Raw genomic sequence first — 26,373 nt, forward strand, 5'->3', positions numbered from 1 at the left:
CAAGTCTTTATATAATTTGTGGGCATTAGCTTATTACCCAAAATCAAATAACAAATCGGAGCAGGCAAGCCATGACCCCACGGTCCCTCCCCGCGCTGGTGCTCAGCGCCTTGTTCGCCACAGGAGCTAGCGCCCAAGGCGCGCCAGATGGCAAACAGATCAGCACGCAAGGCGCGAACGGCGCACCGGCCTGTATCACCTGCCATGGTGCGCAGGGCGAAGGCAACCCCGCCGCCGGCTTCCCGCAACTGGCCGGCCTGGGCGCCAAGTACCTGTCAGAACAACTGGAAGCCATGGCCAACGGTTCGCGTGTCAGCCCGGTGATGGCGGCAACCGCCAAAGCGCTGGACCCCGCGCAGCAACAAGCCGTGGCGAGCTACTACGCCAGCTTGCCCTCGCCGTTGAACATTGACCGGCTGGCCGCCACGGCCATGCATCCCGTCAAGCCCGCCGACACGGGCGCGTGGCTGGCCACACGCGGCGCCTGGGACAAAAACGTCCCAGCCTGTAATCAGTGCCACGGACCTGGCGGCATCGGCGTCGGCCAAAATTTCCCCAGTCTGGCCGGACAGCCTGCGGCGTATATCGCGGGCCAATTGCGCGCATGGCAGCAAGGGCAACGGCCACCTGGGCCACTGGGGCTGATGCCCGCGGTCGCCACCCGTCTGTCCGACGCCGACATCGACGCCGTCTCCGCCTACTACGCCGGCCTGCCCAAAGCCGCCGACCTGCTTGCCGCGCAAACCCCTTCCACGGACGGAGCCAAGCCATGATCCGCCTTCCCCGCTTCCGTCCAGGCACGGCCTGTATTGCAGCCGTGATTGCCTGCACCGCGCCGGCCTTTGCCGCCGAGCCCCGCCCCGCTTTCACCCCGCCCTCCGCCGCGTCCTTGCCCGACACTGAATTCGGCAAGATCGTCCGGCAAGGCGAGCAGATCTTCCTGCACACGCCGCAAAAGGCCGGCAAGTTCGTTGGCAACGATCTCACCTGCGCCAGCTGCCATCTGGACGCCGGCCGCCGGCCGGACTCCGCGCCCATGTGGGCGGCCTATGTGCTGTACCCCGCCTATCGCGCCAAGAACGAGCACGTCAACACGCTGGCCGAACGGTTGCAAGGGTGCTTTCGGTTCAGCATGAACGGCAAGGCGCCTGCTGCTGACGACCCGACATTGACCGCGCTGCAAAGCTATATGTTCTGGCTGGCCAGCAAAGCGCCAACGGGCGTCGTGCTGGAAGGCCAGGGTTACCGCAAGCTGCCGGCGCCCGCGCAAAAGGCCGACTACGTGCGCGGCAGCGAGGTCTATGCGCAGTACTGCGCGGTGTGCCACGGCGCCGAGGGCCAGGGCCAGAAGAACGGCAAACACTGGGTCTTTCCCGCGCTGTGGGGCGCCGACTCGTTCAACTGGGGCGCGGGCATGCACCAGATTGGCAACGCGGCCGGCTTCATCAAAGCCAATATGCCGCTGGGCCAAGCCGGCATGCTGAGCGACCAGGAAGCCTGGGACGTGGCCTATTTCATGAACGCGCATGAACGCCCGCAAGACCCGCGCTACAAGGATTCAGTGGCGGCCACCCGAGAGAAATATCACGACTCGGACGACTCGCTGTACGGCATCGAGGTCAACGGCCACCTGCTCGGCAGCGATGCGCCGCCGCCTGGCGGAAAGCTGCTTCAAACCGCGGCCAAACCCGCTGGCTAACGGGGTTCGCCCGCTCAGCCACATAAAAATCGCGCGGCCGGACAGCGGGTTTTCCCCCTGCCGCGCCGCGCGATTTGCTAGACTTCCGGTCTTAGCATCACACGCCGGTCAACTTCATGTACGCCAACCCCGGAAACGTCTTCATGGTCGTCGCGCCCAGCGGCGCGGGCAAATCCAGCCTGGTGAAGGCCTTGCTCCAGCAAGACCCCTCCATCGAACTCTCCATTTCCTGCACCACGCGCGCGCCTCGTCCGGGCGAAGAAGACGGCCGTGAATACCGTTTCGTGTCAGTTGACGAGTTCAAGCGCATGCGCGACGAGCAGAACCTGCTGGAATGGGCGGAAGTCCACGGCAATTTCTACGGCACGCCGCGCGACCGCATCGACCTGGCTACCCGCGAAGGCCGCGACGTATTGCTCGAGATCGATTGGCAAGGCGCGCGTCAGGTGAAGCAGCGCTTCCCCGCCGCCATTGGCATTTTTGTGCTGCCCCCGTCGATCGAAGAACTCGAAAGCCGGTTGAAGGCGCGGGGCCAGGATGCGCCCCAAGTGATTGCGCGCCGGCTCATGGCTGCGGGCGGCGAAATCGCCCACGCGCCTGAATGCGAATATGTTATTATTAATCAAGAATTTAGCGTGGCCTTGTCGGAACTGATGCAAATCGTCAGTTCCGCAAGGCTGCGCTTTTCGTCTCAGGCCGCCCGCCATGCCGAGTTGTTCGCACAACTTGGTATCCCGGCCGAACACTGAGCCGAACGCATTCTCCCTATCATCCATCAGCACCAGGTGTCCTAATGGCTCGCATTACTGTCGAAGACTGTCTGAATCAAATCCCTAACCGTTTCAAGCTCACGCTGGCCGCGACGTATCGCGCCCGCGAGTTGGCGCAAGGCCATGCCCCGCGCCTGGACAGCAAAGACAAGCCCACGGTCACTGCTCTGCGCGAAATCGCGGGCGGCCTAACCGGCGTGGAAATGCTGCGTAAAGTTCCCACCTGATAGTCTCCGGGGGGCGGCAAGCATGGCTTTTCCCGGGCTGAAGTACGCTTCATCTGGTCTGCTTGCCGCACTACGTGCCGGCTCCCGTCTTGGGCGCCGCACGGGCAAGAAAGACAAAAATCTCCCTACGCCACCGTCCGTCGCCGCGCAAGAAGCGGCGGACGCAACCGCTTCGCCGGTTGCATCGCTGGCGCCGCTGACCGAAATCATCGGCAGCTATCTCGACAAGAAAGATGTAGAGCGCGTGCGCGAAGCCTATCGCTTCGCGGATCAGGCGCATCTGGGCCAATTCCGCGCCAGCGGTTCGCCCTACATCTCGCATCCCATCGCCGTCACTGAAATCTGCGCAGGCTGGAAGCTCGACGTCAACGCGTTGTCGGCCGCCCTGCTCCATGACGTGATGGAAGACCAGGGCATTGCCAAGCACGAGCTGGCGGAACGCTTCGGCCCGGAAGTGGCCGAACTGGTCGACGGGCTGTCCAAATTGGACCGCCTGGACTTCGCCACCAAGGCCGAGCAGCAAGCTGAGAGTTTCCGCAAAATGCTGTTGGCGATGGCGCGCGACGTGCGCGTCATCCTCATCAAGCTGGCCGACCGCCTGCACAATATGCGCACGCTGGACGCGGTCAATCCCGAAAAGCGCCGGCGCATCGCCCGCGAAACGCTGGACATCTACGCGCCCATCGCGCATCGGCTGGGCCTGAACCTGCTGTTCCGCGAGCTGCAAGACTTGTGTTTTGCGGCGATGCATCCGAACCGCTATCAGGTGCTGTACAAGGCCGTGCTGGCCGCGCGCGGCAACCGCCGCGAGGTCATCACCAAAATCGCCGATTCGGTGCGGGCGTCATTGCCCGCTGCCGGCATCGAAGCCGAAGTCACCGGCCGCGAGAAAACGCTTTATGGCATCTATCGCAAGATGGTTGACCAGAAGAAGTCGTTTTCCGACGTGCTGGATATCTACGGTTTCCGCGTCATCGTGCACACGCTGCCGGAATGCTATCTAGCGCTGGGCACGCTGCACCAGCTCTATCGTCCAGTGCCGGGCAAGTTCAAGGACTACATCGCCATCCCCAAGGTGAACGGCTATCAGTCCCTGCACACGACGCTCGTCGGCCCCTACGGCACGCCGGTGGAATTCCAGTTCCGCACGCGCGACATGCATCATGTGGCCGAAGAAGGCGTGGCGTCGCACTGGCTGTACAAGGGCGCCGACCTGACGTTGAACGACCTGCAAAAGCGCACGCACCAATGGCTGCAATCGCTGCTGGACATTCAAAGCCAGACGGGCGATTCCGGCGAATTCCTCGAGCACGTCAAAGTCGACCTGTTCCCGGACGCGGTCTACGTGTTCACGCCGCGCGGCAAGATCATTTCGCTGCCTCGTGGCGCCACGCCGGTGGACTTCGCCTATGCGATTCACACCGACATCGGCAACCAGGCGGTGGCGGCAAAGATCAATGGCGAGTTCGTGCCGCTGCGCACCGAACTCAATAGCGGCGACACCGTTGAAATCGTCACGTCGCCGGCGTCGCGTCCGAACGCGCAATGGCTCAACTATGTGCGCACCGGCCGCGCGCGTTCCGAAATTCGCCACTACCTGCGTACCGTCAAGTACGAAGAATCGGTGGCGTTTGGCGAACGCTTGCTTAGCCAGGCATTGCAGGAACTGCACATGCCGATGCCGGCCACCGACGACCCCGCTTGGCAAAAGCTTGCGCGCAGCACCGGCGCCAGCTCACGCGAGGAAATCCTGGCTGATATCGGCTTGGGCAAGCGTTTGGCGGCCGTGGTCGCACGGCGTTTCGCGCCCGAGCATCAGCTTGTCGCCACCACCGCTGCCGCGGTGGACGAGCTAACGTCGGCGCGCAGCGCACCCATTCTGATCCAGGGCAATGAAGGCCAGGCTGTGCAGTTGGCGCCTTGCTGCGGCCCCCTGCCCGGCGACCCTATCGTTGCCGGCATGCGCATGGGGCATGGTCTGGTGGTACACACCGCCGACTGCCCCGTCGCCCTGCGCCAGCGCCTGCGCGAGCCGGAACGCTGGATCAACGTGGGTTGGGACGCGCACACCGCCAAACACCTGGCCACGCGCCTGGACATCATCACGCGCAACGAACGTGGCGTGCTGGGGCGTCTGGCGGCGGAAGTCACTGCGGCGGATGCCAACATCATGCACGTCACGATGCACGACGATGCCGTGTCCACCGTGTCCTTGCACCTGACCATTCAGGTCGACAGCCGCAAGCATCTGGCGCAAGTCATCCGCGCCATCCGGCACGTGCCGCAAGTGCAGAAGATCGTCCGCGTCAAAGGCTGATCTTGCTCTGACCGGCACCAAAAAAAGCGCTCCGCGAGGAAACTCGCGGGGCGCTTTTTTTATGACGTGGCAAACAGCGTTATGAGGTGGCAAACAGCGTTAACGCTGCGACATCAAATTGGGCAAATACGTCACGATGCCCGGGAAGACCGTGATAAGCCCGATCGCGATCACCAGCAGCAGGCAAAAGGGAATCGACGCCTTGGTGACCTGCCAAATATCCCTGCCCGTCATGGATTGCAGCACAAACAGGTTGAACCCCAGCGGCGGCGTGATCTGCGCAATCTCGATGATGATGACGATATAGATCCCGAACCAGATCAGGTCGATACCCGCAGCCTGCACCATCGGCAGAATCACCGCGCTGCTCAGCACCAGAATCGAAATGCCTTCCAGAAAGCAGCCGAGCACCAGGAAGAACGCCGTCAGCACCGCCAGCAACATATAGGGCGACAGCGCCATGCTTTCGACCTTGGCCGCCAGCACCTGCGGAATGTTCAAGAAGCCCACCGAGATCGACAACACTGCCGCACACGCCACGATGAAAGAGATCATGCAAGAGATCTTCATCGCCGACATCAGGCTTTCGCCCAGGCTTTTCAGCGACAACGTGCCGCCCAGCTTGGCCAGCACCATCGCGCCGACGACGCCCACCGTCGCCGCTTCCGTCGGCGTGGCCAAGCCGCCGTAGATAACGCCGATCACGGCAATAATCAGCAGGCCAACCGGGATCAGCCGGCGCGAGTTCCACAGCTTGGCGCCGAAGCTCAGCGCCGGATCACGCGGCGGCACCTTGGACGGATTCAGCAGCGACCACACGATGACGTAGCCCATGAACAACGCGATCAGCAGCAGCCCCGGCAGAATGCCCGCCATGAACAAGCGCGCCACCGATTGCTGGGCCGTGACGCCGTAGACGATCATGATGATCGACGGCGGAATCATCAGCCCCAGCGTGCCGGAACCCGCCAACGTGCCGATCATCATGCCTTCGTCATACCCGCGCTTCTTCAGCTCGGGCAAGCTCATGCGCGCAACCGTTGCACACGTTACGGCGGACGACCCCGCCACCGCCGCCATGATGCCGCAGCCCAGAATGTTCACGTGCAGCAAGCGCCCGGGCAGCCAGCTGACCCACGGCCCCAAGCCTTTGAACATGTCTTCAGACAGCCGCGTGCGAAACAGAATTTCGCCCATCCAGATGAACAGCGGCAAGGCCGTCATCGGCCAGCCCCAGCTCGCGTCCCACATTGAAGAAACGATCAGCGATCCCACGGGCGCGTCGGTGAACACCGCCAAGCCCACCACGCCCATCGCCAACAACGAAATCGCCACCCAGACGCCGCTGGCCAACAGCACCAGCAATACCACCAGCAACGCCCCGGATGCGATCAGAGTCGAATATTGATCCATGCTTGTTCCTGCATAGGAAGTGAAGGCCGGCGCAACGCAACCAGCCATGTCGCCCGGCGCGTTATTCCAACGCCGCCTCGCTGTTCTTGTCGTAGCCCGGCTCTTCGCCGCGTGCGACGGCAAGGGCCGCGTCAAGCAGTGCAATCGTCAGGATCACAAGCCCCGCCGCCAATGCCGATTGCGGAATCCAGAACGGAATGGCAAGCAGCCCGGGGCTGATGTCATCGAACTCGAATGACTGCCACGCGAACAGCACGGCCTGCCACGCGATGTAGCCCATCAACAGCGCGGTGGATAGGCAGCACCAGAGTTCAACCACTTTGCGCGTTCCGCCGGTCAGGCGGCTGACGATCAGGCCAACGCGAATATGACCGCCGTCGCGAAAGGTGTAGGCCAGGCCCAGGAAGGTGGAGGCCGCCATGAACAGCCCCGAGATTTCGGTGGAGTCCACCGTATAGCCCAGCGCGCGGCCGATGATCTGCGCGATGATGCTGATGGCGATGCCCGCCAGAAATGCCGCGGCCAGCACGCCGCTAAGCGTGTAGAGGCCGTCAAGAAATTTTCTCAACATGATCTTGTACCGCTCCCGAAGATGCAGAAAAGGCGGGGCGCGCGGCCCCGCCAGCCGCTAGTTGGCGGCCGTCTTGGCTGGCGCCTGGGCGGCCTTGGCCGCCAGGTAGTTGTCCAACACCTTCTGCTCGTCGGGGCTGGCGCTCTTGCGCCAGTCTTCCACCATGGTCTTGCCCACTTCGGCCAAGGCCTTCTGCACTTCCGGGCCGGCCTGGGTCACGGTGATGCCGTTCTTGCGCAACGTCTCGACGGTGTCTTCGCCCGCCTTGCGGCTCATTTCAAAGCCGCGCTTGGTGGCGCGTTCGCCGGCCGCCAGAACGATCTTCTGCACATCCGGCTCCAACGCACGGAACGCCCGTTCGTTGATGATGACGACGTTCTTGTTGTGCAGCGTGCCCGTGTACATGAAGTACTTGCAGTTGTCCCACACCTGGGTGTCGATACCGGTTTGCGCGCTGGTGAACAGCGAGTCGATCAAGCCGGTAGCAAACGCTTGCGCCACTTCGGCAAAGGGCAAAATGGTCGCCTGGAAGCCCAGCATCTGGCCCATCTTCTGCGTCGGCTGCGAATAGATGCGCAGCTTCTTGCCCTTGAAATCGGCAGGTGCGGAAACCGGCGTCTTGGTGAAGAAGCCCTGCCCTGGCCACGCCACATAGGTGATGGCGCGCAAGCCGTTCTTGCCCAGCAGCTTGTCGAAGTACGGTTTCTGCGCGTCGGTCAGCAACGCGGCTTCTTCGTAGTTCGCGGAAATGTTCGGCAAGCCATCCAGGATGTACATCGGATTTTCGTTGCCATAGACGCCCAAGCGGATTTCACCGGCCTGGATCTGCCCGGCTTGCACGGCGCGCTTGATGGCGTCGTGCTTGACCAGCGTGTCGTTGGAGCGCAAGTCCACCTTCAGCCGGCCTTGGCTTTCGGTTTCGACTTCCTTGATGAACTGACGAATGTTTTGCGTGAAGAAACTGCTTTCCGGATAACCGGAAGCCATGGTCCAGGTCGTGGCGGCAGAGGCCGCAACCATCGGGCAGGCGCAGGCCGCCGTCACCAAGAGCTTGCGTAAGAACTGCATGGAAATCCCCTTGTAGTGGTCTGACGAAGATACTGTTTCCAAGCTGCCGTTTAGCGCGCTGAACGCGACTCGCAATTCATTGTATTCATACAGGTGCCGTCATACAACTCAAAATTATGGCCTCCAAGATGGTGCGGTTTTAGGCACTTATGACCTGTATTTAGCCCATATATAGTGCACATTGGCAGCATAATGGCGCATTGGCGCACCACCATGAACGGCATGCCCAGGCATAGGGATTACACGCACCCATATGACAACCTTGGGCCACCTACAATGCGAGACATCCGCCTTACCCAGACGGAAGGTTCGCCCCTCGATCCAACACGGAATCCGCGATTTGAACAACACGCCCAAGAAGCCCCGCACACGCTTGACTGACGTCGTGATCCAGACGCTATCCGAACGGCTGGATACGCAGGTTTACCGGCCCGGGCAACGGCTGCCTTCCGAGCAGGCGCTGTGCAAGGAATTCAAGGTCAGCCGCACCGTTATCCGCGAAGCCATGGCGTCGCTGCGTTTGGGCGGCCGGGTGGTCAGCAGCCCCGGGCTGGGGGTGTTCGTCACGGAAGATCATGACCCGCCCATCAGCTTCGACATCCAGCCTCCGGCGGACAGCCGCTGGGCGCTGCACATCATGGAAGTGCGGGTCGGCCTTGAAGTGGAAGCCGCTGGGCTGGCCGCAGAACGCCGCACGCCGGCCAATATGGCCGATATCGTCCAGGCCTTCGACGAGTTCAATGCCGCCGAAAGCGACCGCGCCGCCGCCGTGCAGGCAGACTTCAATTTCCATCTGGCGATTGCGCGCGCATCGAACAACCCCCACTTCGCGCATCTGCTTGAATCCGCAGTCAAAGACGTCATGCTGGATCTGAAGATCAAGCACGGCGGCAAGTCCGAACAAGAGCTGCGCGACTACGAAAAACGCACCGCGCGCGAGCACGGCGTGATCATGGCCGCCATCATGCGTGGCGACCCGGGCGCTGCGCGGGCCGCCATGGCGCGGCACCTTGGGGAAAGCGTGGCGCGCTATCGCAAGCAGTTGGCGGCCAAGCGCTGAAGCCCCGCACCCGACACCCCTGAAAACGGCCGCAAGGCTGTTTTTTTTCGGCTGCCGGAAAATCCCTGATTGACCACCTGTATGACAACCCCCATCATACGTATCGCCGCTTTAGTGTCTGCTCTTGCCATCCAGCCCGGGAATCTCGCACCCGGCGCCATGGCCGTATTTCCTTGTTTTCCCAGGAGAAAGCAGTGTCAACACCGCAACAGAAAGCACGCGTGGGGGTCGATATCGGGGGCACCTTCACCGATGTGGCTCTTGAAATCGCCGGCAAGCTGTATTCAACAAAAGTTCTGACGGACTACGAAGCGCCCGAGCGCGCCATCGTCCAGGGGCTGCGCGACGTGGCCAAAGACGCCGGCATCGCCTTGTCGGACATCGGCATCATCATCCACGGCACCACGCTGGCCACCAACGCCCTGATAGAACGGCGCGGCGCGCACACCGCCTTCATCACGACCGAAGGCTTTCGCGACGTGCTGGAAATGCGCTCGGAAAGCCGCTTCGAACAATATGACCTGGACATCAAGCTGCCCCCGGCGCTGATCGACAGGCGCGACCGCCTGACGCTGCGCGAACGCGTCGACGCCGCGGGCGGTGTGCTGATCGCCCCGTCGGATGCCGACATGCAAGCACTGGCCGAGCAAATCGAAGCCGGCGGCTACGACAGCGTGGCCATCGGTTTCATCCACGCCTATGTGAACGACGCGCACGAACAGCGCATGCGCGAGGTGCTCAGCCGCCGCCTGCCGGATGTGTCGATTTCGATCTCGTCCGAAGTCTCGCCCCAGCTGCGTGAATTCGAACGCTTCAACACCGTCTGCGCCAACGCTTACGTGCGCCCGCTGATGCAGTCCTACCTGGACCGGCTGGTGAAGAAGATTCATGAGGCCGGCGCCGATTGCCCCGTCTTCATCATGCACTCTGGCGGCGGCATCATTTCGGTGGATAGCGCATCGCGCTTTCCCGTGCGGCTGGTGGAATCCGGCCCCGCCGGCGGCGCGATTTTCGCGGCGCACATCGCCGCGCGCTACGCGCTGGATGCCGTGTTGTCCTTCGACATGGGCGGCACCACCGCCAAGATCTGCCTGATCGACGAGCAAACGCCCAAGACCGCCAATACGTTCGAAGTTGCGCGCACCTACCGCTTCAAGAAAGGCAGCGGCATGCCGATTTCCATTCCGGTCGTGGAAATGGTGGAGATTGGCGCGGGCGGCGGGTCCATTGCCGGGCTGGACGTCATGCGGCAAATTCGCGTCGGCCCGCATAGCGCAGGGTCCGAACCGGGCCCTGCCTGCTACCGCCGCGGGGGCAAACTGCCCACCGTCACCGATGCTGACTTGCTGCTCGGCCGCCTGGACCCCGACAATTTCGCGGGCGGGTCGATCTCGCTATCCACCGAATTCGCCCAGACTGCGGTGCTGAATGAAGTCGCGCAGCCGCTTGAACTCTCGGCGCAAGACGGCGCCTACGGCATTGCCGAAGTCGTCGACGAGAACATGAGCAACGCGGCGCGCGTGCACACCGTGGAAAGCGGCCGCGAAATTTCCAAGTACACAATGATCACCTTTGGCGGCGCAGGCCCGCTGCACGCAGCGCGCTTGTGCGAGAAAACCGGCATCGACCGCTTCCTGGTGCCGCCCGGCGCGGGCGTGGGCTCCGCCATTGGCTTTTTGCGTTCGCCGTTTGGCTATGAAAGCGTGCGCAGCGCCAACTTCCGGCTGACCCGCTTTGATTGCGCCGCCGTCAACCACCTGCTGGCGCAATTGCAGGACGAAGCGATGACCTTCGCGCTGCAAGGCGATTCACGCGAGACGCCGGTTGTCGAAGCCAAGGTCTATATGCGCTATGTGGGCCAGGGCTGGGAAATTCCCGTGATGCTGCGCACGACGCAGTTCTCGGAGCAAGACGTGGCACAACTGCGTGACGACTTCGAAGCCGCGTATACCCGCTACTTCGGGCGCCCAATTGACGGGCTGGACATCGAAGCCATCAGCTGGGCCGTCAAAGCCAGCTCGCCGCTGCCGCCCGTGCAGCGCCTGACGCTGGTCAAGGCCAATGCCGACGCGCCCGCCGTGGGGCAGCGCCGCATCTTTGACGCGAAGCTGCGCGAAATGGTCGATGCGGCCATCGTCGAGCGCGAAGGCCTGGCGGCCGGCGCGCGTATCGCGGGGCCGGCGATTGTGGTGGAACGTGAAACGTCCACGCTGATCACGTCGTCTTTCGAAGCCATCGTCCAAGCCGACGGCTGCCTGCTCGTGTCGAGCAAGCGCGCCGCCGCCACCGCTTAAGGAGCCGGCCATGAGCACCGACAACCTGAAGAACATCCACATGCAAGTCATGTGGAACCGCCTGATCTCGGTCGTGGAAGAACAAGCCCTGGCGCTGATCCGCACCGCATTCAGCACCAGCGTGCGCGAAGCGGGCGACTTGTCCGCGGGCATTTTCGACCAACAGGGGCRCATGCTGGCCCAGGCCGTCACTGGCACGCCGGGCCACGTCAACACGATGGCCGACGCCGTGCCCACCTTCATTGCCGACATCGGCCCGGAGAACATCTTCGAAGGCGACGTCTACCTGACCAACGACCCCTGGAAAGGCACGGGCCACCTGCACGACTTCACCGTCGTCACGCCGTCGTTTCGTGATGGACAGCTGATTGGCTACTTCGCCGCCACGGCGCACGTGGTCGACGTGGGCGGACGCGGCTTCGGCCCGGATGCGCGCGAAGTCTACGAGGAAGGCATTTGCGTGCCGATCATGAAGTTCGCCGTGCGTGGCGACATCAATCGCGATCTGGTCAACATTCTGCGCAACAACGTGCGCGAATCCGACAAGGTGGTGGGCGACCTGTACGCCCTGGCCGCGTGCAACGACACCGGCCATCGCCGCCTGATGGAGATGATGGACGAGTTCGAGCTGAGCGATCTGGAAGGCATCGGCGGCTTCATCCTGGAACGCAGTCTGGCCGCCACACTGGAACGCATCGCGGCGCTGCCGCGCGGCAAGTACAAAAACGAAATGACCTTGGACGGCTACGACCAGCCGGTGACGTTGAAGGTGGAACTGGAGGTAGGCAGCGACGGCCTGCTGGCTGATTTTGCCGGCACGTCGCCCGCCAGCACGTATGGCATCAACGTGCCGCTGGCCTACGCCAAGGCCTACGCGTGCTACGGCTTGAAATGCGTGATTGCCCCCGAGGTGCCCAACAACACCGCATCGCTCGCGCCGTTCTCGGTGGCCGCCCCCGAAGGCTGCATCTTGAATGCGCAGCGCCCCAGCCCGGTCGCCGTGCGCCACGTGCTGGGCCACTTTGTGCCCGATCTGGTACTGGGCGCCCTGCACCACTTCCTGCCGGATCGCATACCCGCCGAGGGCTCGGGCGCGCTGTGGAACCTGCACGTCAGCGCGCGCCCCGCACAAGCCGATTCCGGTTTGCCGCCTGCCGAAATTCTGATGTTCAACAGCGGCGGCACGGGGGCACGCCCGACGCTGGACGGCCTGTCGTCCACCGCGTTTCCCAGCGGCGTACACGCCATGTCGGCCGAAGCCACCGAACAGACCGGCCCGATTGTCGTCTGGCGCAAGGAACTGCGTGAACACTCCAGCGGCGCCGGCCAATACCGCGGCGGCTTGGGCCAGGTGATGGAACTGGGCCCGCGCGACGGCTACGTCTTCCGCTTCAACGCCATGTTCGACCGCATCGGCAACCCCGCACGCGGCCGCGCCGGCGGCTTGTCAGGCGAACCGGGCAAGGTGTCGCTGAGCGACGGCACGGTGTTGCGCGGTAAAGGCACGCAGCATGTGCCGCTCGGCGAGCGCCTGGTGCTGGAACTTCCTGGCGGAGGCGGCTTCGGCGCGCCCGCCAAGCGGGACCGAGATGCGTTGCGCCATGACCTGGCCAATGGCTACATCGACGAAGCGGGCCTGCTCAAGCACTACGGCTTGACGCCCGAACAGCTCAACACCGAGGCAACCCAATGAAGTATGAGAATCAACGAACCCGGGATCTGCCGACCTCGCCCAGCATGGCGGTGTCAACGCGGGCCCGCGCGCTACGCGCGGAAGGCCGCAAGATCATCGACTTAAGCGTCGGCGAACCCGACTTCAACACGCCAGACCACATTCAGCACGCCGCCACCGAGGCCATGCGCCAGGGCTGGACGCGCTATACCGTGCCTGCCGGCAGCCCGGAGCTGCGCGCCGCCATCGTCCGCAAGTTCAAGCGGGAAAACGGGCTGGACTATGCGGCGGATGAAATCACGGTGGCCAATGGCGCCAAGCAACTGCTGTTCAACGCCTGGCTCGCCACCCTGGAAGCCGGCGACGAAGTCGTGATTCCCGCGCCGTACTGGGTGTCGTACAGCGACATGGTCAGCCTGCACGGCGGTGTGCCCGTCGTGCTGCCCTGCCCGCCTTCGCAAGGCTTCAAGCTGACGCCCGCCCAATTGGAAGCGGCCATCACGCCGCGCACGCGCTGGTTCATTCTGAACTCCCCGTGCAACCCGACGGGTGCGTTATATAGCGAAGCCGAGCTGCAAGCGCTGGGCCGCGTGCTTGATGCGCACCCGAACGTGCTGATCATCTCTGACGAGATCTATGAGCACGTGCTGTTAAGCGATGCGCCCTTCGTGTCGTTCGGAAAAGCATGTCCGCAATTGCGCGAGCGGCTGCTGATCATCAACGGGGTGTCCAAAGCCTACGCGATGACCGGCTGGCGTTTAGGCTATGCGGCCGGCCCGCGCGGGCTAATCGCGGCGTTGAACAAGCTGGAGTCGCAAAGCACCACCAGCGCCAGCGGCGTGTCGCAAGCCGCGGCCATCCAGGCGCTGGACGGCCCGCAGGACTTCGTCACCACCAGCCGTGCCGAATATCAGGCGCGCGGCGAACTGACCGTTGCGGGGCTGCGCCGTATCAATGGGCTGACGCTGGCGCAGGCGCCGCTGGGCGCGTTCTATGCGTATCCCGAATGTTCGGCCCTGATCGGCAAAAAGACGCCGGACGGCAAGGTGCTGCACACGGATGTGGACGTGGCGACGTATCTGCTGGAAAGCGGTGGCGTGGCGGTGGTGCCGGGCGCGGCGTTTGGCATGTCGCCCTACTTCCGCCTGTCGTTCGCCGCCAGCCGTGAAGCCTTATCCGAAGCGTTGGCGGCCATTGAAACGGCGGTGAAGGCGTTGCAGCCTGCCTGACGCGTATCGTCGCGGCCCTCAGGCAAAAGCCCTGTATCCATCGAGATACAGGGCTTTTTCATGTGCGCGAGCGCATCACTTCACGTGTTGCAGGAAATCCTTCAAGCGCTGGCTGGGCGGATTGCTAAGCAGTTCGGCGGGTGGGCCATCGTGCGCAATCTTGCCCGCATCGATAAAGATCAAGCGGCTGCCCACCTTGCGGGCAAATTCCATTTCATGCGTGACGACCACCATGGTCATGCCCTCTTCCGCCAGGTCGCGCATCACCTTCAGCACTTCGTGGCGCAGCTCCGGGTCCAGCGCCGACGTGGGTTCATCGAACAGCATCAGTTTGGGCTTGATGGCCAGCGCCCGGGCAATGGCCACGCGCTGCTGCTGCCCGCCGGAAAGTTCAGCCGGATAGTGGTTCATGCGTTCGGCCAAGCCCACCTTGTTCAGCAGCGCCTTGGCCAGCTCGCGGGATTCGTCGCGCCCTTGGCCGCGCGTGTGCACGGGGCCGAACATGACGTTTTCCAGCGCGGTCATCTGCGGAAACAGGTTGAACTGCTGAAACACCATGCCCGCTTCACGGCGGATCTCGCGCACTTGCGCGGCATCGCCCTTGACGCTCAGGCCGTCGACCAGCAAGTCGCCATCATTGATGGTTTCCAGCACGTTGATGCAACGCAGGAAGGTGGATTTGCCGGACCCCGAGGGGCCGACCACCACCACGACTTCGCCCGCATCGATGTTCAGCGAGATGCCGTTCAGCACCATGGACTCGCCGAAGTGCTTGGTGACGTTGTGAAATTCAACCATGCTCATAGTATGCGCATCCTCTTTTCCACCAGGTGCAGGCTCAACGCCATCAGCCCCGTCAGGATCAGGTAGATGATCGCGACAGCGGACCAGATTTCAACGGCGCGAAAGTTGCTGGCCATGATTTCCTGGCCCTGACGCGTCAGCTCGGCCACGCCGATCACGATGAACAGCGAGGAATCTTTCAGGCTGATGATGCACTGGTTGCCCAGCGGCGGGATCATGCGGCGAAACGCCACCGGCCCGATGATATGGAACAGGATCTTGTGAAAGGGAAGCCCCATCGCCTGCCCGGCCTCCTTCAAGCCCTTGTGCACGGACAGCAGCGCGCCGCGCACGATTTCGGAAATGTAGGCGCCCGAATTGATGATGAGGGTAACGATGGCGGCCCATTCCGCATCCACGCGTATGTTGGCCAAGAGCGGCAAGGCGAAGTAGATGAACATCACCTGCACGACGATCGGCGTGCCACGGATGATCGCCACATAGACCTGCGCGATGCCCGACAAGATGGGGTGCCCGTAAGCGCGAGTGACGCCCGACAGCGCCCCCAATAGAAAGCCGCCGAACAAACCCCAGAACGTGATCTTGATGGTCATCAGCGTACCCTCAAGCAGATTGGGTAACGCGCCTTCAATTACGGTCCAGTCAAACTCCACGATTCCCCCTCTGGCGCCATTGCGCCTTGCAATGGCGGGACCGTCCACCGGACGGCCCCGAATGCACAGCAGAATCCGTCAGCTTACGGCTTCTTGCCGAACCACTTTTCGTAGATGGCGTCGTACTGGCCGTTGGCCTTCAGGGTGGCCAGCGCCTTGTTCACTTGCGGAACGAGTTCGCTGCCCTTGGGGAAAGCGATGCCGTAGAAGTCGCCGCTCTTGACCGAGCCCACCACCTTCACGCGGCCCTTGCCCGCCGTATTGGCGTAGTACTGGACGTTGGGCGTGTCGTGCACGGCGGCATCGACGCGGCCGGTGGCCAGTTCAAGGTAGGCGTTGTCGATGTTCGGGAACAGCTTGAGCTTGGCGTCCGGCACCTGGGCCTTCAGGAAGTCGACCGTGGCGGTGCCGGTCTTGACGGCGACCGTCTTGCCGGAGAGCGACTTGGCGTCTTTGATGTCGGTGTTCTTGTCGCCGACCAGAATGGCCAGCCCGCTTTCGTAGTACGGGTCCGAGAAGTCGATGACCTTCTTGCGGTCGTCGCGAATCGTGATGCCCGCCAGCGCGGCGTCGATGTTCTTCGTTTGCAGGCCGGGGATGATGCCGTTGAAGTCCATCGGCTGAAGCTTGTACTTCAGGTTGAGTTCCTTGGCGACCGCTGCCCAGAGATCAATGTCGAACCCCACATAGGTATTACCCTGCTTGAATTCGAACGGCACGAAAGCGGTATCGGTGGCCACCACCAATTCCTTGCCTTGGGCCTGGGCGCCAGAGGCGGCGCCAAACATGGCCACGGACAGGCCGACCAAGGCGGCGGCGACTTTACGTTTGATCATGAAACTCTCCTCTTGGGGACCGTCCGGCACCCCGGGGTTGTTGTAGGGGCATGATTCCTGGGCTGCGCCGGGGTCTCCGGTGCAACTTACTGGCGATCTTACTGCATCCGTCCCCACCCGGCAGAGCTTAGAAAAATTACAATCCCCATGACACCCCGGAGAATCCCCATGCCCTACAAATATGTACGCATTGCCGGAAACCGGCGTCAGGTGGGTCAGGCGCTGGGCAAGTTGGCGCGGCCGCTGATGTCGGTGTATTTGAATCAAAGCAGCACGTGGGATGCGTTGCGCCGCTGGCGCGGCCACCCTTATGTGGCCGAACTGGGCCAGCAGGCGCAAGCCGCGCTGCCAGAGATCTGGGAAGAACTCGAAGGGCTGGCCGACGGCTTACGCATGCCGATCGAAGACCTGCTGCTGTGGAATTGCCGGGGCGACTTGCTGCACAGCACTACAGACGGCTGCACCACCGTGGCATTGAAAGCGGCGGACGGCTCCCGCTGGATTGGCCACAACGAAGACGGCGACCCGTATCTGTATGGCCGCTGCCACCTGGTGGACGTGGCGCTGGAAGACGGGCCCGGCTATCTCAGCTTCTATTACCCGGGTTCATTGCCCGGCCATACGTTCGGCGCCAACCGCGCCGGCCTCGTTCAAACCATCAACAACCTGCGCACGCGGCAACGCCATCCCGGCGTGCCGCGCATGTTTTTGGCGCGCGCGGTGTTGGACTGCACGACGCTGGATCAGGCGATTTCGCTATTGCAGGATCTGCCACATTCAGGGGGGTTCCATCACACCTTGGGCAGCGCGACAGAGCCGCGATTGATCAGCGCTGAAGTCACGCCCGGCAGCGTGTCGGTGTTGGAAATCGGCACGCGGTATGGGCATGCGAACCACATGGTGCATGGCAAGACCCGGGGGCAGGCGCAGATCATCACCGAATCGTCGCGTGAGCGGCAGAACCGGATCGAAGGGATCGTAGACGGGTGGTCGCCCGAAACGGGAAGCAGCGATTTGTTGGCGGCGCTGCACGATAAGTTGGGCGCGTTGCCCATCTTGCGTACGGACGAGAAGGACCCCGACGGCGAAAACACGCTGGCGACGGCAGTGTTCGAGATTCGCGATGAGGAAGTGACCTTGCGGGTGTATGACCGCAAGACCATGGCCGATATCGCGCTGGATGTGATGTCGGACCCGGATTGAAAAGGCCCGCCTGATCAGACGGGCCTTTTGGTTGATGACCGCAAGCGACTGTGCGGATTACGCCGCGCCGTAGCCGCCGCCGCCCGGGGTTTCGATCACGAAGATGTCGCCCGGATGCAGTTGGGCGCTATCTTGCGGGCCCAGCTCCTGGACCGTGCCGTCAACGCGTTCGATCGTGTTGAGGCCCATCGCGCCGGGTTGCCCGCCCGCCAAACCGAACGGTGCGAAGCGGCGGTTGTTGGACAGGATGGCGGCCGTCATGTCTTCCAGGAAGCGAATGCGGCGCACACCGCCCTCGCCGCCCGGATACCGGCCGGCGCCGCCCGAGCCCTTGCGGATCTCGTAGGACTCCAGGCGCACCGGGAAACGGAACTCCAGCACTTCGGGGTCCGTCAGGCGCGAATTCGTCATGTGGGCTTGCACCACCGACGTGCCAGCGAAACCTTCGTCATGCGGGCCTGCCGCGTCGATGCGCACCGGGCCTGCGCCCGTACCGCCCGAGATGGTTTCGTAGTACTGGTGGCGCGCGTTGCCGAACGTGAAGTTGTTCATCGTGCCCTGGCTGGCCGCCAGCACGCCCAGCGCGCCATACAGCGCGTTGACGATGCACATGGACGTTTCCACGTTGCCCGCCACCACCGAGGCCGGCGGGTTCGGGCGCAGCATCGAGCCTTCCGGCACGATGATGGACAGCGGCACCAGGCAACCATCGTTCAGCGGGATGTCGTCATTGACCATCGTGCGGAACACATACAGCACCGCCGCCACGGCGATGGCGCCGGGTGCGTTGAAGTTGTTGTCCAGCTGCGCCGACGTGCCGGTGAAGTCCACCACCGCGCTGCGCGCCTGCGTATCCACGGTAACCGCCACACGAATCACCGCGCCGTTGTCCAGCGGGTACTCGTAGCTGCCATCCTTCAACACCGAGATGACGCGGCGCACGGCCTCTTCGGCGTTGTCTTGCACGTGACCCATGTAGGCGCGCACCACATCCAGACCAAAGTGGTCGCACATGCGCAACAGCTCTTGCACGCCCTTTTCGTTGGCGGCGATCTGCGCGTGCATGTCGGCAATGTTCTGATCCGGATTGCGCGCGGGCCAGCGGCCCGAACCCAGAATGTCCCGCGCGGCCTGGTCACGGAATTCGCCGTTCTTCACCAGCTGGAAGTTGGTGAACAGCACGCCTTCGTCTTCCACCGTCTTGGAATCCGGCGGCATGGAGCCCGGTGTGGTGCCGCCGATATCGGCGTGATGGCCGCGCGAGCCCACATAGAACAGGATCTCGCGTCCGGCATGGTCGAACACCGGCGTGATGACGGTGACGTCAGGCAAGTGCGTGCCGCCGTGATACGGGTCGTTCACCACGTACGCGTCGCCCGGCATCATGCGGCCGGCGTTGGCGTTCATGACCGTGCGCACCGATTCGCCCATCGACCCCAAGTGCACCGGCATGTGCGGCGCGTTGGCGATCAGGCGGGCCTGGGCATCAAAGATGGCGCACGAGAAATCCAGGCGTTCCTTGATATTGACCGAGTACGCCGTGTTCTGCAGGCGGTAGCCCATCTGTTCAGCGATCGACATGAAGAGGTTGTTGAACACCTCGAGCATGACGGGGTCCGCCTGCGTCCCGACCACACGGCGTTCGGCACGCTCTTCCACGCGGCGGATCACAAAGTGATCCTGCTGCGTCAATTCCGCCTGCCAGCCGGGTTCAACCACGGTCGTCTGGTTAGGCTCGGAAATGATGGCGGGGCCTGCCACCACGTCACCGCCCGCCATGTCTTCGCGCACATACAAGGGCGTGTCGCGCCACTCGCCCGCGCTGTACATGCTGACCACGCGGCGCGGCGCCAAGGCGCCCTCGCGGGTGCGCGAAACGCTGGTTTCGCTCACGCGCTCGCCGCCACCCGTGGCTTCCACCGAAATGGTTTCCACCACCAGTTCGCGGTTGGGCATCAGGAACGAATAGCGCTGGCGATAGGCGGATTCGAAGTCGCGGCGCGCCTGATCCAGATCGGAAAAGGCCACTTCCAGCGCCGTGTCCGTGCCGCGATACTTCAGATGCAGACGGCGCTGCACGCTGATGTCGGCTTCGGGCACGTGCTGACGGCGCAATTCGCCCACGGCCTGGCCGGCGAGCGTGTCCAGTTCGTCTTGCAACACGCCCATCAAGTCGGCGTCCAGCACCTTTTCAACGGTCTTCTGACGCATGTCCGTCTGGTCCGCCAAGCCCATGCCATAAGCAGACAACACGCCGCCCAGCGGATGCGCGAAGACGGTGGTCATGCCCAAGGCGTCGGCCACCAGGCAGGCGTGCTGCCCGCCCGCGCCGCCGAACACGGTCAGCGCATATTCGGTGACGTCGTGGCCGCGCTGCACCGAGATGCGCTTGATGGCCTCGGCCATGTTGCCCACGGCGATTTCCAGAAAGCCTTCAGCCAATTGTTCCGGCGTCATTTCGCGGCCGGTGGCGGCGCGCACTTCGTCGGCCATGGCCGAGAAGCGTTCCACGACGGCATCACGGTCCAGCGCTTCATTGGCGTCGGGGCCGAAAACCTTCGGGAAGAAGTCGGGCTGGATCTTGCCCAACAGCACGTTGCAGTCGGTCACGGCGAGCGGGCCGCCACGGCGATAGCAGGCGGGGCCTGGGTTGGCGCCCGCCGAATCGGGGCCGACGCGCAAGCGTGCGCCGTCAAAATGCAGGATCGACCCCCCGCCTGCCGCCACCGTATGGATGCTCATCATCGGTGCGCGCATGCGCACGCCTGCGACTTGCGTTTCGAATTCGCGTTCGAATTCGCCCGCGTAGTGCGATACGTCGGTAGACGTGCCGCCCATGTCAAAGCCGATTACCTTGGGGAACCCGGCGATTTCGCTGGTCCGCACCATGCCGACGATGCCGCCGGCCGGGCCAGACAGAATGGCATCCTTGCCGCGGAAGCGATGCGCGTCGGTCAGGCCGCCGCTGGATTGCATGAACATCAGGCGGATGCCCGGCAGTTCGCCCGCCACCTGGTCCACATAGCGCTTCAGAATGGGCGACAGGTACGCGTCGACCACCGTCGTGTCGCCACGCGACACGAACTTGATCAGGGGGCTGACCTCGTGCGAGGCCGACACCTGCGTGAAGCCCACTTCGCGTGCGATGCGGGCGGCGCGCTGTTCGTGCGCCGTGGCGTGCCAGGCGTGCATGAACACAATGGCAACCGCGCGGATGCCGCTGTCATAGGCCGACTGCATGCCGGCGCGCAGGCCCGCTTCGTCCAGGTCGCGGATGACTTCGCCATCGGCCGCCACCCGCTCATCGGCTTCAACGACCGACTCGTAGAGCATTTCGGGCAGCATGACGTTGCGGTCGAACAGGCGCGGCCGGTTCTGATACGCAATGCGCAGGCCGTCGCGAAAGCCACGCGTCGTCACCAGCAACGTGCGCTCGCCTTTGCGTTCCAGCAAGGCGTTGGTGGCAACCGTCGTGCCCATCTTTACGCATTCGACCAGTTCTGCAGGTAGGGGCTCGCCCGGCGCCACGCCCAGCAGCTTGCGGATGCCGGCCACTGCCGCGTCACGGTACTGCTCGGGATTCTCGGACAGCATCTTCGCCGTCGTCGTCGTGCCATCGGGGCGGCGCGCCACGATGTCGGTAAAGGTACCCCCACGATCAATCCAGAATTGCCACTTCTTCATGCGTAGTCCTTGAGAACGAACGGCCACGACGCGTCGCGCCGCGGTCAGTTGCAGGTAAACGGGGCCGTGCCCGAATGGGAATCAGAGAGAGGTTGCCGCCCGGGCCGCCTGGTCGTACAGGCCGGACAATGCGCGCAAGGTGTGCGCCAGTTGGCGGCTGAAATCCAGCCCGCCCCCGCCCGGCCCATCAAGGCCGGCGGTGAGGCATTGCTCGCGGATGTCGCCATAGCGTTTCAGCACGGCGGCGCCTTCGGGCGTGACGCTGTAGAACACTTCCTTGCTGCTGCGTTCGCCCTTGACCACGCCCAGGCGCTCCAGCTTCTTCAGCGCGTAGCTGACGATGTGGGTGTCTTCGACGTTAAGGGTGAAGCAGATATCGGCCAGCTTCTTGGCGCGCTGCCGGTGATAGACGTGGTGAAACACCATCACGTCTGTCGGTGTCAGGTCGGGCAGCCCGGCCGCAGCCATGCAGCGCACGGTCCAGCGGTCAAAGGCATGGCTGGCGATCATCAGCCCGAATTCAACTTCGGACAGATCGGGCGCGCTACCGCCCGCCAAGTGGGCGGACGAGGCAATCAACGTAGGGCTCATGACACGCTTTCGCCAAAATTATCTGAGCGAAATACTAATAATTTATGAATACTTCATCCATAAAAAATTAGTCGAAGACGGCCGAAATGCCCTCTTTCGAGGGAATACCCCTAGCGTTTTGCGGCGTTTGCGCGCGCTTAAGGCACCGACCAGCCCATCGGCAGATTGGCGCCGATGAGCCAGCCCGCAATCGAGATGCGCGGCGCGATGTCGGGCATCGGGTCGCCCGGGCCGAACCAGCGCGCGTCGGCAATTTCGTCTTCCTGCACGCGGATATCGCCCGATACGTAGTCGGCGGTGAACGCCACCATCAGCGAATGCGGGAACGGCCACGACTGGCTGCCGAAGTATTGAAGGTTGCCGACCTTCAGGCCGACCTCTTCATAGACTTCCCGGTGCACGGTCTGCTCGATGCTTTCGCCGGGTTCCACGAAACCCGCCAGCGCCGTGTAGCGCGCCGTGGCGGTGGTGGTGTGCTTGGCAAGCAGGATGCTGTCGCCCTTGCGGATCAGCACCATCATCGCGGGCGAAATGCGCGGGTACGCCGAAAAGCCGCAAGACGGGCAACGCAGACAGAACTCGTGCGACACGCGTTCGGTGGGCGTGCCGCAAGCGCCGCAAAAGCGGTGCGTGCGCGCCCATTCCGAAATCTGATACGCCCGGCCCGCCAGCGCCATGCGTTCGTCGTCGAACACACCAAACAAGGAACGCAGCTTCTTGAATGCGTAACCCTCGGGCGCTTCGATGCCGGGCTCGACGTGCACGGTGCGGTACGGCGAATCCGGGGTCATGGACACACGTTGCAAGGCGGCGGGCGCCAAGCCGATGCGTTCGCACAACGCCGTATCCGGCAACACGCTGGACGCTTCTTCGACCAGCAACTCATCACGGCGGAAAACGAAATTCACAAGGGCCTCTGCACTGCGTTTTTGACTTCGCAATGTTAGAAGAAAAATGTGCGCTTGAATGTGTCCCCGCGAGGGTTACCGTGAACTTTGAACCTTCAACCAATGAACAACAGACGTTCCTAGGAATTACCCGTAAACACGCGATTTCCCGCGCCCTGTTACCGCACAGCAACATAGAATGTGACGGCTTTTCGGCAGCGCGTCACGCGCGCAGCAGTCTCTTTCGCAATGCCTATCGGGCACAACCCGTCTTCATCATTCGCAAAGAAGGACCCATCCATGTACAAGAAAATCTCGCTGCTGGCTGGCAGCATCATCCTGGCGTTCAGCGCGGGCGCACAGGCTCAAACCAAATGGGATCTGCCCAGTGCCTACCCGGCAAGCAACTTCCACGTTGAGAACCTGACGACCTTCATCAAGGACGTCGACACGCTGTCTGAAGGCAAGCTGAAGATTCAGCTGCACAACAACGCGTCCTTGTACAAGGCGCCGGAAATCAAGCGCGCCGTGCAAGGCAACCAGGCGCAGATCGGCGAAATCCTGCTGACCAACTTCGCCAACGAAGACCCGATCTACGAATTGGACGGCCTGCCCTTCCTGGCCACCGGCTACGAAGCGTCGTTCAAGCTGTATCAAGCGCAAAAGCCGTTCCTGGAAAAGAAGCTGGCCTCGCAAGGCATGACGCTGCTGTACGCCGTGGCGTGGCCGCCCCAAGGCATTTTCGCCAACAAGGACATCAAGCAGATCAGCGACATGAAGGGCCTGAAGTGGCGCGCGTACAGCCCCGTCACGGCCAAGATTGCCGAACTGGTCGGCGCGCAACCGGTGACGGTGCAGCAGGCTGAATTGGCGCAGGCGCTGGCAACGGGCGTGATCGACTCGTACATGTCGTCGGCCTCCACCGGCTACGACACCAAGACCTACGAATACATCAAGAAGTTCTACGACACGCAGGCCTGGCTGCCCAAGAACGCCATCATCGTGAACAAGAAGGCCTTCGATGCGCTGGACCCCGCGACCCAAGCCGCCTTGAAGAAGGCCGGTGCGCAAGCCGAGGAACGCGGCTGGAAGCTGTCGCAGGAAAAGAACAAGTGGTATCAGGAAGAGCTGGCCAAGAACGGCATGGAAACCATCAAGCCCACCGTGGAATTGAAGGAAGGCCTGTCGGTTATCGGCAAGCGCATGCTTGATGACTGGCTGAAGAAGGCGGGCGCCGACGGCCAAGCCATGATCGACGCCTATAAGAAGCAGTGATATCGCCATGCGCCGCTTTCTAGATGGTCTTTACGGCGCGGCCGGCCTGTTGGCCGGCTTGTGCACGATTGGCGTGCTGGTGTCGGTGCTGGCGGCGATCATCGCCCGCCAGCTCAGCTTCAATATTCCGGGCACCGACGCCTACGCCGGGTACTTCATGGCGGCGGCGGGTTTTCTGGCGCTGGCCAGCACGTTCAAGCACGGCGAACACATCCGCGTGACGCTGCTCTTGAATTCGCTGCCGGCCGCCGGTAGCCGCCGGCTGGACATTTTCGCCTTGGCGGTCGGCTGCCTGCTCGCCGCCGCCTTTGCCTTTTTCAGCGTCAAGCTGACGTATGACTCCTGGCTGTTCAACGACATCTCCACGTCCAACGACGCCACGCCGCTCTGGATTCCCCAGATCACGATGGCGGTGGGTACGGTGTTGTTCCTGATCGCTCTTATCGACGAACTGGTACGGCGTTCGCGCGGCCTGTCCGCCGCTACTTCGCAGCAAACCCATGAATGAACTTCTCGTCATTACCCTATTGGTCGTCTCGATTTTCGCGCTGCTGGGCTGCGGAGTCTGGGTTGGCCTGACGCTGGCGGGCACGGCCTGGATTGGCATGGAGATTTTCTCCAGCCGCCCGGCAGGCGACGCCATGGCCGTCACGATCTGGGGCGCGTCGTCCAGCTGGACGCTGACCGCCCTTCCCTTGTTCCTGTGGATGGGCGAAATCCTGTTCCGCACCCGCTTGTCAGAGGATTTGTTCAAGGGCCTGGCGCCCTGGCTGAACCGCCTGCCCGGCCGGCTGCTGCACACGAACGTGATCGGCTGCGCCATTTTTGCGGCCGTGTCGGGCTCGTCAGCGGCCACTTGCGCAACGGTTGGCAAGATGACCATCCCCGAACTGACGCGCCGTGGCTACCCCGAGGACAAGATCCTGGGCACGCTGTCGGGCGCCGGCACGCTGGGCCTGCTGATTCCGCCATCGATCATCATGATCGTCTACGGCGTAGCGGCGGACGTGTCGATTGCCAAGCTATTCATCGCAGGTATCTTCCCTGGCATGCTGCTGGCCTTGCTGTTCATGGGCTATATCGCATGGTGGGCGATCCGCAACCCTGGCCAGGTGCCAAAGGCGGACCCCGGCATGTCGTTTGCGCAGAAGGTGTCGCAATCGCGGCACCTGATTCCCGTGATGCTGCTGATTGGCGCCGTGCTGGGTTCCATCTACACCGGTATCGCCACCGCCACGGAAGCGGCGGCGGTGGGTGTCGTGGGCGCGCTGATCCTGTCCGGCCTGCAAGGCTCCTTGAACCGTTCCACCTTCAAGCAATCGCTGCTGGGCGCGACGCGCCTGTACTGCATGATTGCGCTGATTCTGGCGGGTGCGCAGTTCCTGACGCTGGCGATGGGCTATATCGGCCTGCCCCGCGCGCTGGCGGAATGGATCGGCGGGCTGGGCTTGTCGCAGTTCGGCCTGATCATGGCGCTGATGGTGTTCTTCATCGTGCTGGGCTGCTTCCTGGATGGCATTTCGATTGTCGTGCTGACCATGGGCGTGCTGCTGCCGACCGTACAGGCGGCCGGCATCGACCTGATCTGGTTCGGCATCTTCATCGTTTTCGTGGTGGAAATGGCACAGATCACGCCGCCTGTCGGCTTCAACCTGTTCGTGCTGTCGGGCATGAGCGGACGCGAGCTGCCTTACATTGCGCGCGCCTCGCTGCCCATGTTCTTCCTGATGATTTTTGCCGTGCTACTGCTCTATGTGGTGCCTGGCATTGCAACGTGGCTGCCTTTGCACATGACGCTGTAAAGCGCTTGGGCAACACACACAAACCCCGGTCCTGGACCGGGTTTTTTTTTGGAACAATCGCGCCATTGTTCCGCACACGGCGCGGTTTTGAGGATCTGTAAACCAGGGAAAACGCCAAAAACAAATTGGTACTACACAACCCGTAACTTTTTTAGAATCCCCTGGCGCTAATCCGTTGCACCACTTTGGCGCAGTCGACCCTGCAATTACCGCTATTGGGCCTACGCTCCGGACCCCTCGCTTATTCAAAGCGTCGGTGCAAAGGCCCAGCGTCCGACGATCCGCCAGGCGCAACAGACCGGGCCACAAGCCTGGAGC

Annotated in this window: 22 protein-coding genes; 13 read left to right on the plus strand and 9 right to left on the minus strand. The window is 62.8% G+C overall.

Going from position 1 to position 26,373, the window contains the following annotated elements:
- The first annotated feature begins 71 nt into the window (after positions 1-71).
- From AC1DSJ_RS18515 to AC1DSJ_RS18535, 5 genes are all read left to right on the plus strand, one after another.
- Positions 72-773: a c-type cytochrome gene (locus AC1DSJ_RS18515; RefSeq protein ID WP_054421871.1), complete on the plus strand. Its 702-nt coding sequence runs from the start codon at positions 72-74 to the stop codon at positions 771-773.
- Complete coding sequence (locus AC1DSJ_RS18520) at positions 770-1,699, plus strand: c-type cytochrome (protein WP_441371019.1); 930 nt, start codon at positions 770-772, stop codon at positions 1,697-1,699. Before AC1DSJ_RS18515 ends, AC1DSJ_RS18520 begins: the two co-directional genes overlap by 4 nt.
- 116 nt (positions 1,700-1,815) lie before the next feature.
- Complete coding sequence (gene gmk, locus AC1DSJ_RS18525; protein WP_082386951.1) at positions 1,816-2,448, plus strand: guanylate kinase; 633 nt, start codon at positions 1,816-1,818, stop codon at positions 2,446-2,448.
- A 44-nt stretch (positions 2,449-2,492) separates the two neighbouring features.
- Positions 2,493-2,696, plus strand: coding sequence for a DNA-directed RNA polymerase subunit omega (gene rpoZ, locus AC1DSJ_RS18530; protein ID WP_006219679.1), 204 nt, complete (start codon positions 2,493-2,495; stop codon positions 2,694-2,696).
- A 22-nt stretch (positions 2,697-2,718) separates the two neighbouring features.
- Positions 2,719-5,013, plus strand: coding sequence for a RelA/SpoT family protein (locus tag AC1DSJ_RS18535; protein WP_054421865.1), 2,295 nt, complete (start codon positions 2,719-2,721; stop codon positions 5,011-5,013).
- Between the two features lie 99 nt (positions 5,014-5,112).
- Here AC1DSJ_RS18535 and AC1DSJ_RS18540 read toward each other — a convergent pair whose 3' ends face one another.
- From AC1DSJ_RS18540 to AC1DSJ_RS18550, 3 genes are all read right to left on the minus strand, one after another.
- Positions 5,113-6,426 carry a TRAP transporter large permease gene (locus AC1DSJ_RS18540; RefSeq protein ID WP_441371018.1) on the minus strand — a complete coding sequence of 438 codons (1,314 nt, stop codon included), beginning with the start codon at positions 6,424-6,426 and terminating at the stop codon, positions 5,113-5,115.
- A 61-nt stretch (positions 6,427-6,487) separates the two neighbouring features.
- Positions 6,488-6,997, minus strand: coding sequence for a TRAP transporter small permease (locus tag AC1DSJ_RS18545; RefSeq protein ID WP_206543665.1), 510 nt, complete (start codon positions 6,995-6,997; stop codon positions 6,488-6,490).
- A gap of 57 nt (positions 6,998-7,054) precedes the next feature.
- Positions 7,055-8,065 (minus strand): TRAP transporter substrate-binding protein, encoded by a 1,011-nt coding sequence (locus AC1DSJ_RS18550; protein ID WP_427219077.1) that lies wholly within the window; start codon positions 8,063-8,065, stop codon positions 7,055-7,057.
- 340 nt (positions 8,066-8,405) lie between these two features.
- Here AC1DSJ_RS18550 and AC1DSJ_RS18555 point away from each other — a divergent pair, with 340 nt between their 5' ends.
- The 4 genes from AC1DSJ_RS18555 (at position 8,406) to AC1DSJ_RS18570 (ending at position 14,320) form a co-directional block, all read left to right on the plus strand.
- On the plus strand, positions 8,406-9,125 hold the full coding sequence (locus AC1DSJ_RS18555; protein WP_054421862.1) for a FadR/GntR family transcriptional regulator: 720 nt from the start codon (positions 8,406-8,408) through the stop codon (positions 9,123-9,125).
- Between the two features lie 194 nt (positions 9,126-9,319).
- Positions 9,320-11,419, plus strand: coding sequence for a hydantoinase/oxoprolinase family protein (locus tag AC1DSJ_RS18560; RefSeq protein WP_346549984.1), 2,100 nt, complete (start codon positions 9,320-9,322; stop codon positions 11,417-11,419).
- A gap of 10 nt (positions 11,420-11,429) precedes the next feature.
- A complete protein-coding gene (locus AC1DSJ_RS18565) occupies positions 11,430-13,112 on the plus strand; it encodes a hydantoinase B/oxoprolinase family protein (protein ID WP_476760363.1) in 1,683 nt (560 codons plus the stop codon).
- Positions 13,109-14,320, plus strand: coding sequence for an aminotransferase class I/II-fold pyridoxal phosphate-dependent enzyme (locus AC1DSJ_RS18570; RefSeq protein ID WP_441371016.1), 1,212 nt, complete (start codon positions 13,109-13,111; stop codon positions 14,318-14,320). The genes AC1DSJ_RS18565 and AC1DSJ_RS18570 overlap by 4 nt, the downstream gene beginning before the upstream one ends.
- 75 nt (positions 14,321-14,395) lie before the next feature.
- Here AC1DSJ_RS18570 and glnQ read toward each other — a convergent pair whose 3' ends face one another.
- The 3 genes from glnQ to glnH form a co-directional block, all read right to left on the minus strand.
- Positions 14,396-15,124, minus strand: a complete 729-nt coding sequence (gene glnQ, locus AC1DSJ_RS18575) for a glutamine ABC transporter ATP-binding protein GlnQ (protein ID WP_082386948.1) — start codon at positions 15,122-15,124, stop codon at positions 14,396-14,398.
- Complete coding sequence (gene glnP / locus AC1DSJ_RS18580) at positions 15,121-15,777, minus strand: glutamine ABC transporter permease GlnP (RefSeq protein ID WP_054421856.1); 657 nt, start codon at positions 15,775-15,777, stop codon at positions 15,121-15,123. The genes glnQ and glnP overlap by 4 nt, the downstream gene beginning before the upstream one ends.
- Before the next feature lie 83 nt (positions 15,778-15,860).
- Entirely contained in the window at positions 15,861-16,613 is a 753-nt protein-coding gene (gene glnH, locus AC1DSJ_RS18585) for a glutamine ABC transporter substrate-binding protein GlnH (protein ID WP_054421854.1), read from the minus strand.
- Between the two features lie 168 nt (positions 16,614-16,781).
- On the opposite strand from glnH, the gene AC1DSJ_RS18590 reads away from it, so the two are divergent.
- Positions 16,782-17,816 (plus strand): C45 family autoproteolytic acyltransferase/hydolase, encoded by a 1,035-nt coding sequence (locus AC1DSJ_RS18590; RefSeq protein ID WP_441371015.1) that lies wholly within the window; start codon positions 16,782-16,784, stop codon positions 17,814-17,816.
- A 57-nt stretch (positions 17,817-17,873) separates the two neighbouring features.
- On the opposite strand, the gene AC1DSJ_RS18595 is transcribed toward AC1DSJ_RS18590, so the two are convergent.
- The 3 genes from AC1DSJ_RS18595 to nudC all read right to left on the minus strand — a co-directional run bounded on the left by AC1DSJ_RS18595 (position 17,874) and on the right by nudC (position 22,999).
- Complete coding sequence (locus tag AC1DSJ_RS18595; protein ID WP_441371014.1) at positions 17,874-21,500, minus strand: hydantoinase B/oxoprolinase family protein; 3,627 nt, start codon at positions 21,498-21,500, stop codon at positions 17,874-17,876.
- An 81-nt stretch (positions 21,501-21,581) separates the two neighbouring features.
- Positions 21,582-22,091, minus strand: coding sequence for a winged helix DNA-binding protein (locus AC1DSJ_RS18600; RefSeq protein WP_054421848.1), 510 nt, complete (start codon positions 22,089-22,091; stop codon positions 21,582-21,584).
- A gap of 137 nt (positions 22,092-22,228) precedes the next feature.
- Complete coding sequence (nudC, locus tag AC1DSJ_RS18605; protein ID WP_054421846.1) at positions 22,229-22,999, minus strand: NAD(+) diphosphatase; 771 nt, start codon at positions 22,997-22,999, stop codon at positions 22,229-22,231.
- 279 nt (positions 23,000-23,278) lie between these two features.
- Between nudC and AC1DSJ_RS18610 the strand changes: the two genes are divergently transcribed.
- From AC1DSJ_RS18610 to AC1DSJ_RS18620, 3 genes are read left to right on the plus strand one after another with little or no spacing between them, the layout of a single operon-like run.
- Complete coding sequence (locus AC1DSJ_RS18610; RefSeq protein ID WP_054421845.1) at positions 23,279-24,253, plus strand: TRAP transporter substrate-binding protein; 975 nt, start codon at positions 23,279-23,281, stop codon at positions 24,251-24,253.
- Between the two features lie 7 nt (positions 24,254-24,260).
- Entirely contained in the window at positions 24,261-24,761 is a 501-nt protein-coding gene (locus AC1DSJ_RS18615) for a TRAP transporter small permease (protein WP_346549994.1), read from the plus strand.
- Positions 24,754-26,055, plus strand: a complete 1,302-nt coding sequence (locus AC1DSJ_RS18620) for a TRAP transporter large permease (protein WP_346549996.1) — start codon at positions 24,754-24,756, stop codon at positions 26,053-26,055. Before AC1DSJ_RS18615 ends, AC1DSJ_RS18620 begins: the two co-directional genes overlap by 8 nt.
- Positions 26,056-26,373: the final 318 nt, after the last annotated feature.

Source organism: Achromobacter sp. 01N37 (genome assembly GCF_056399725.1).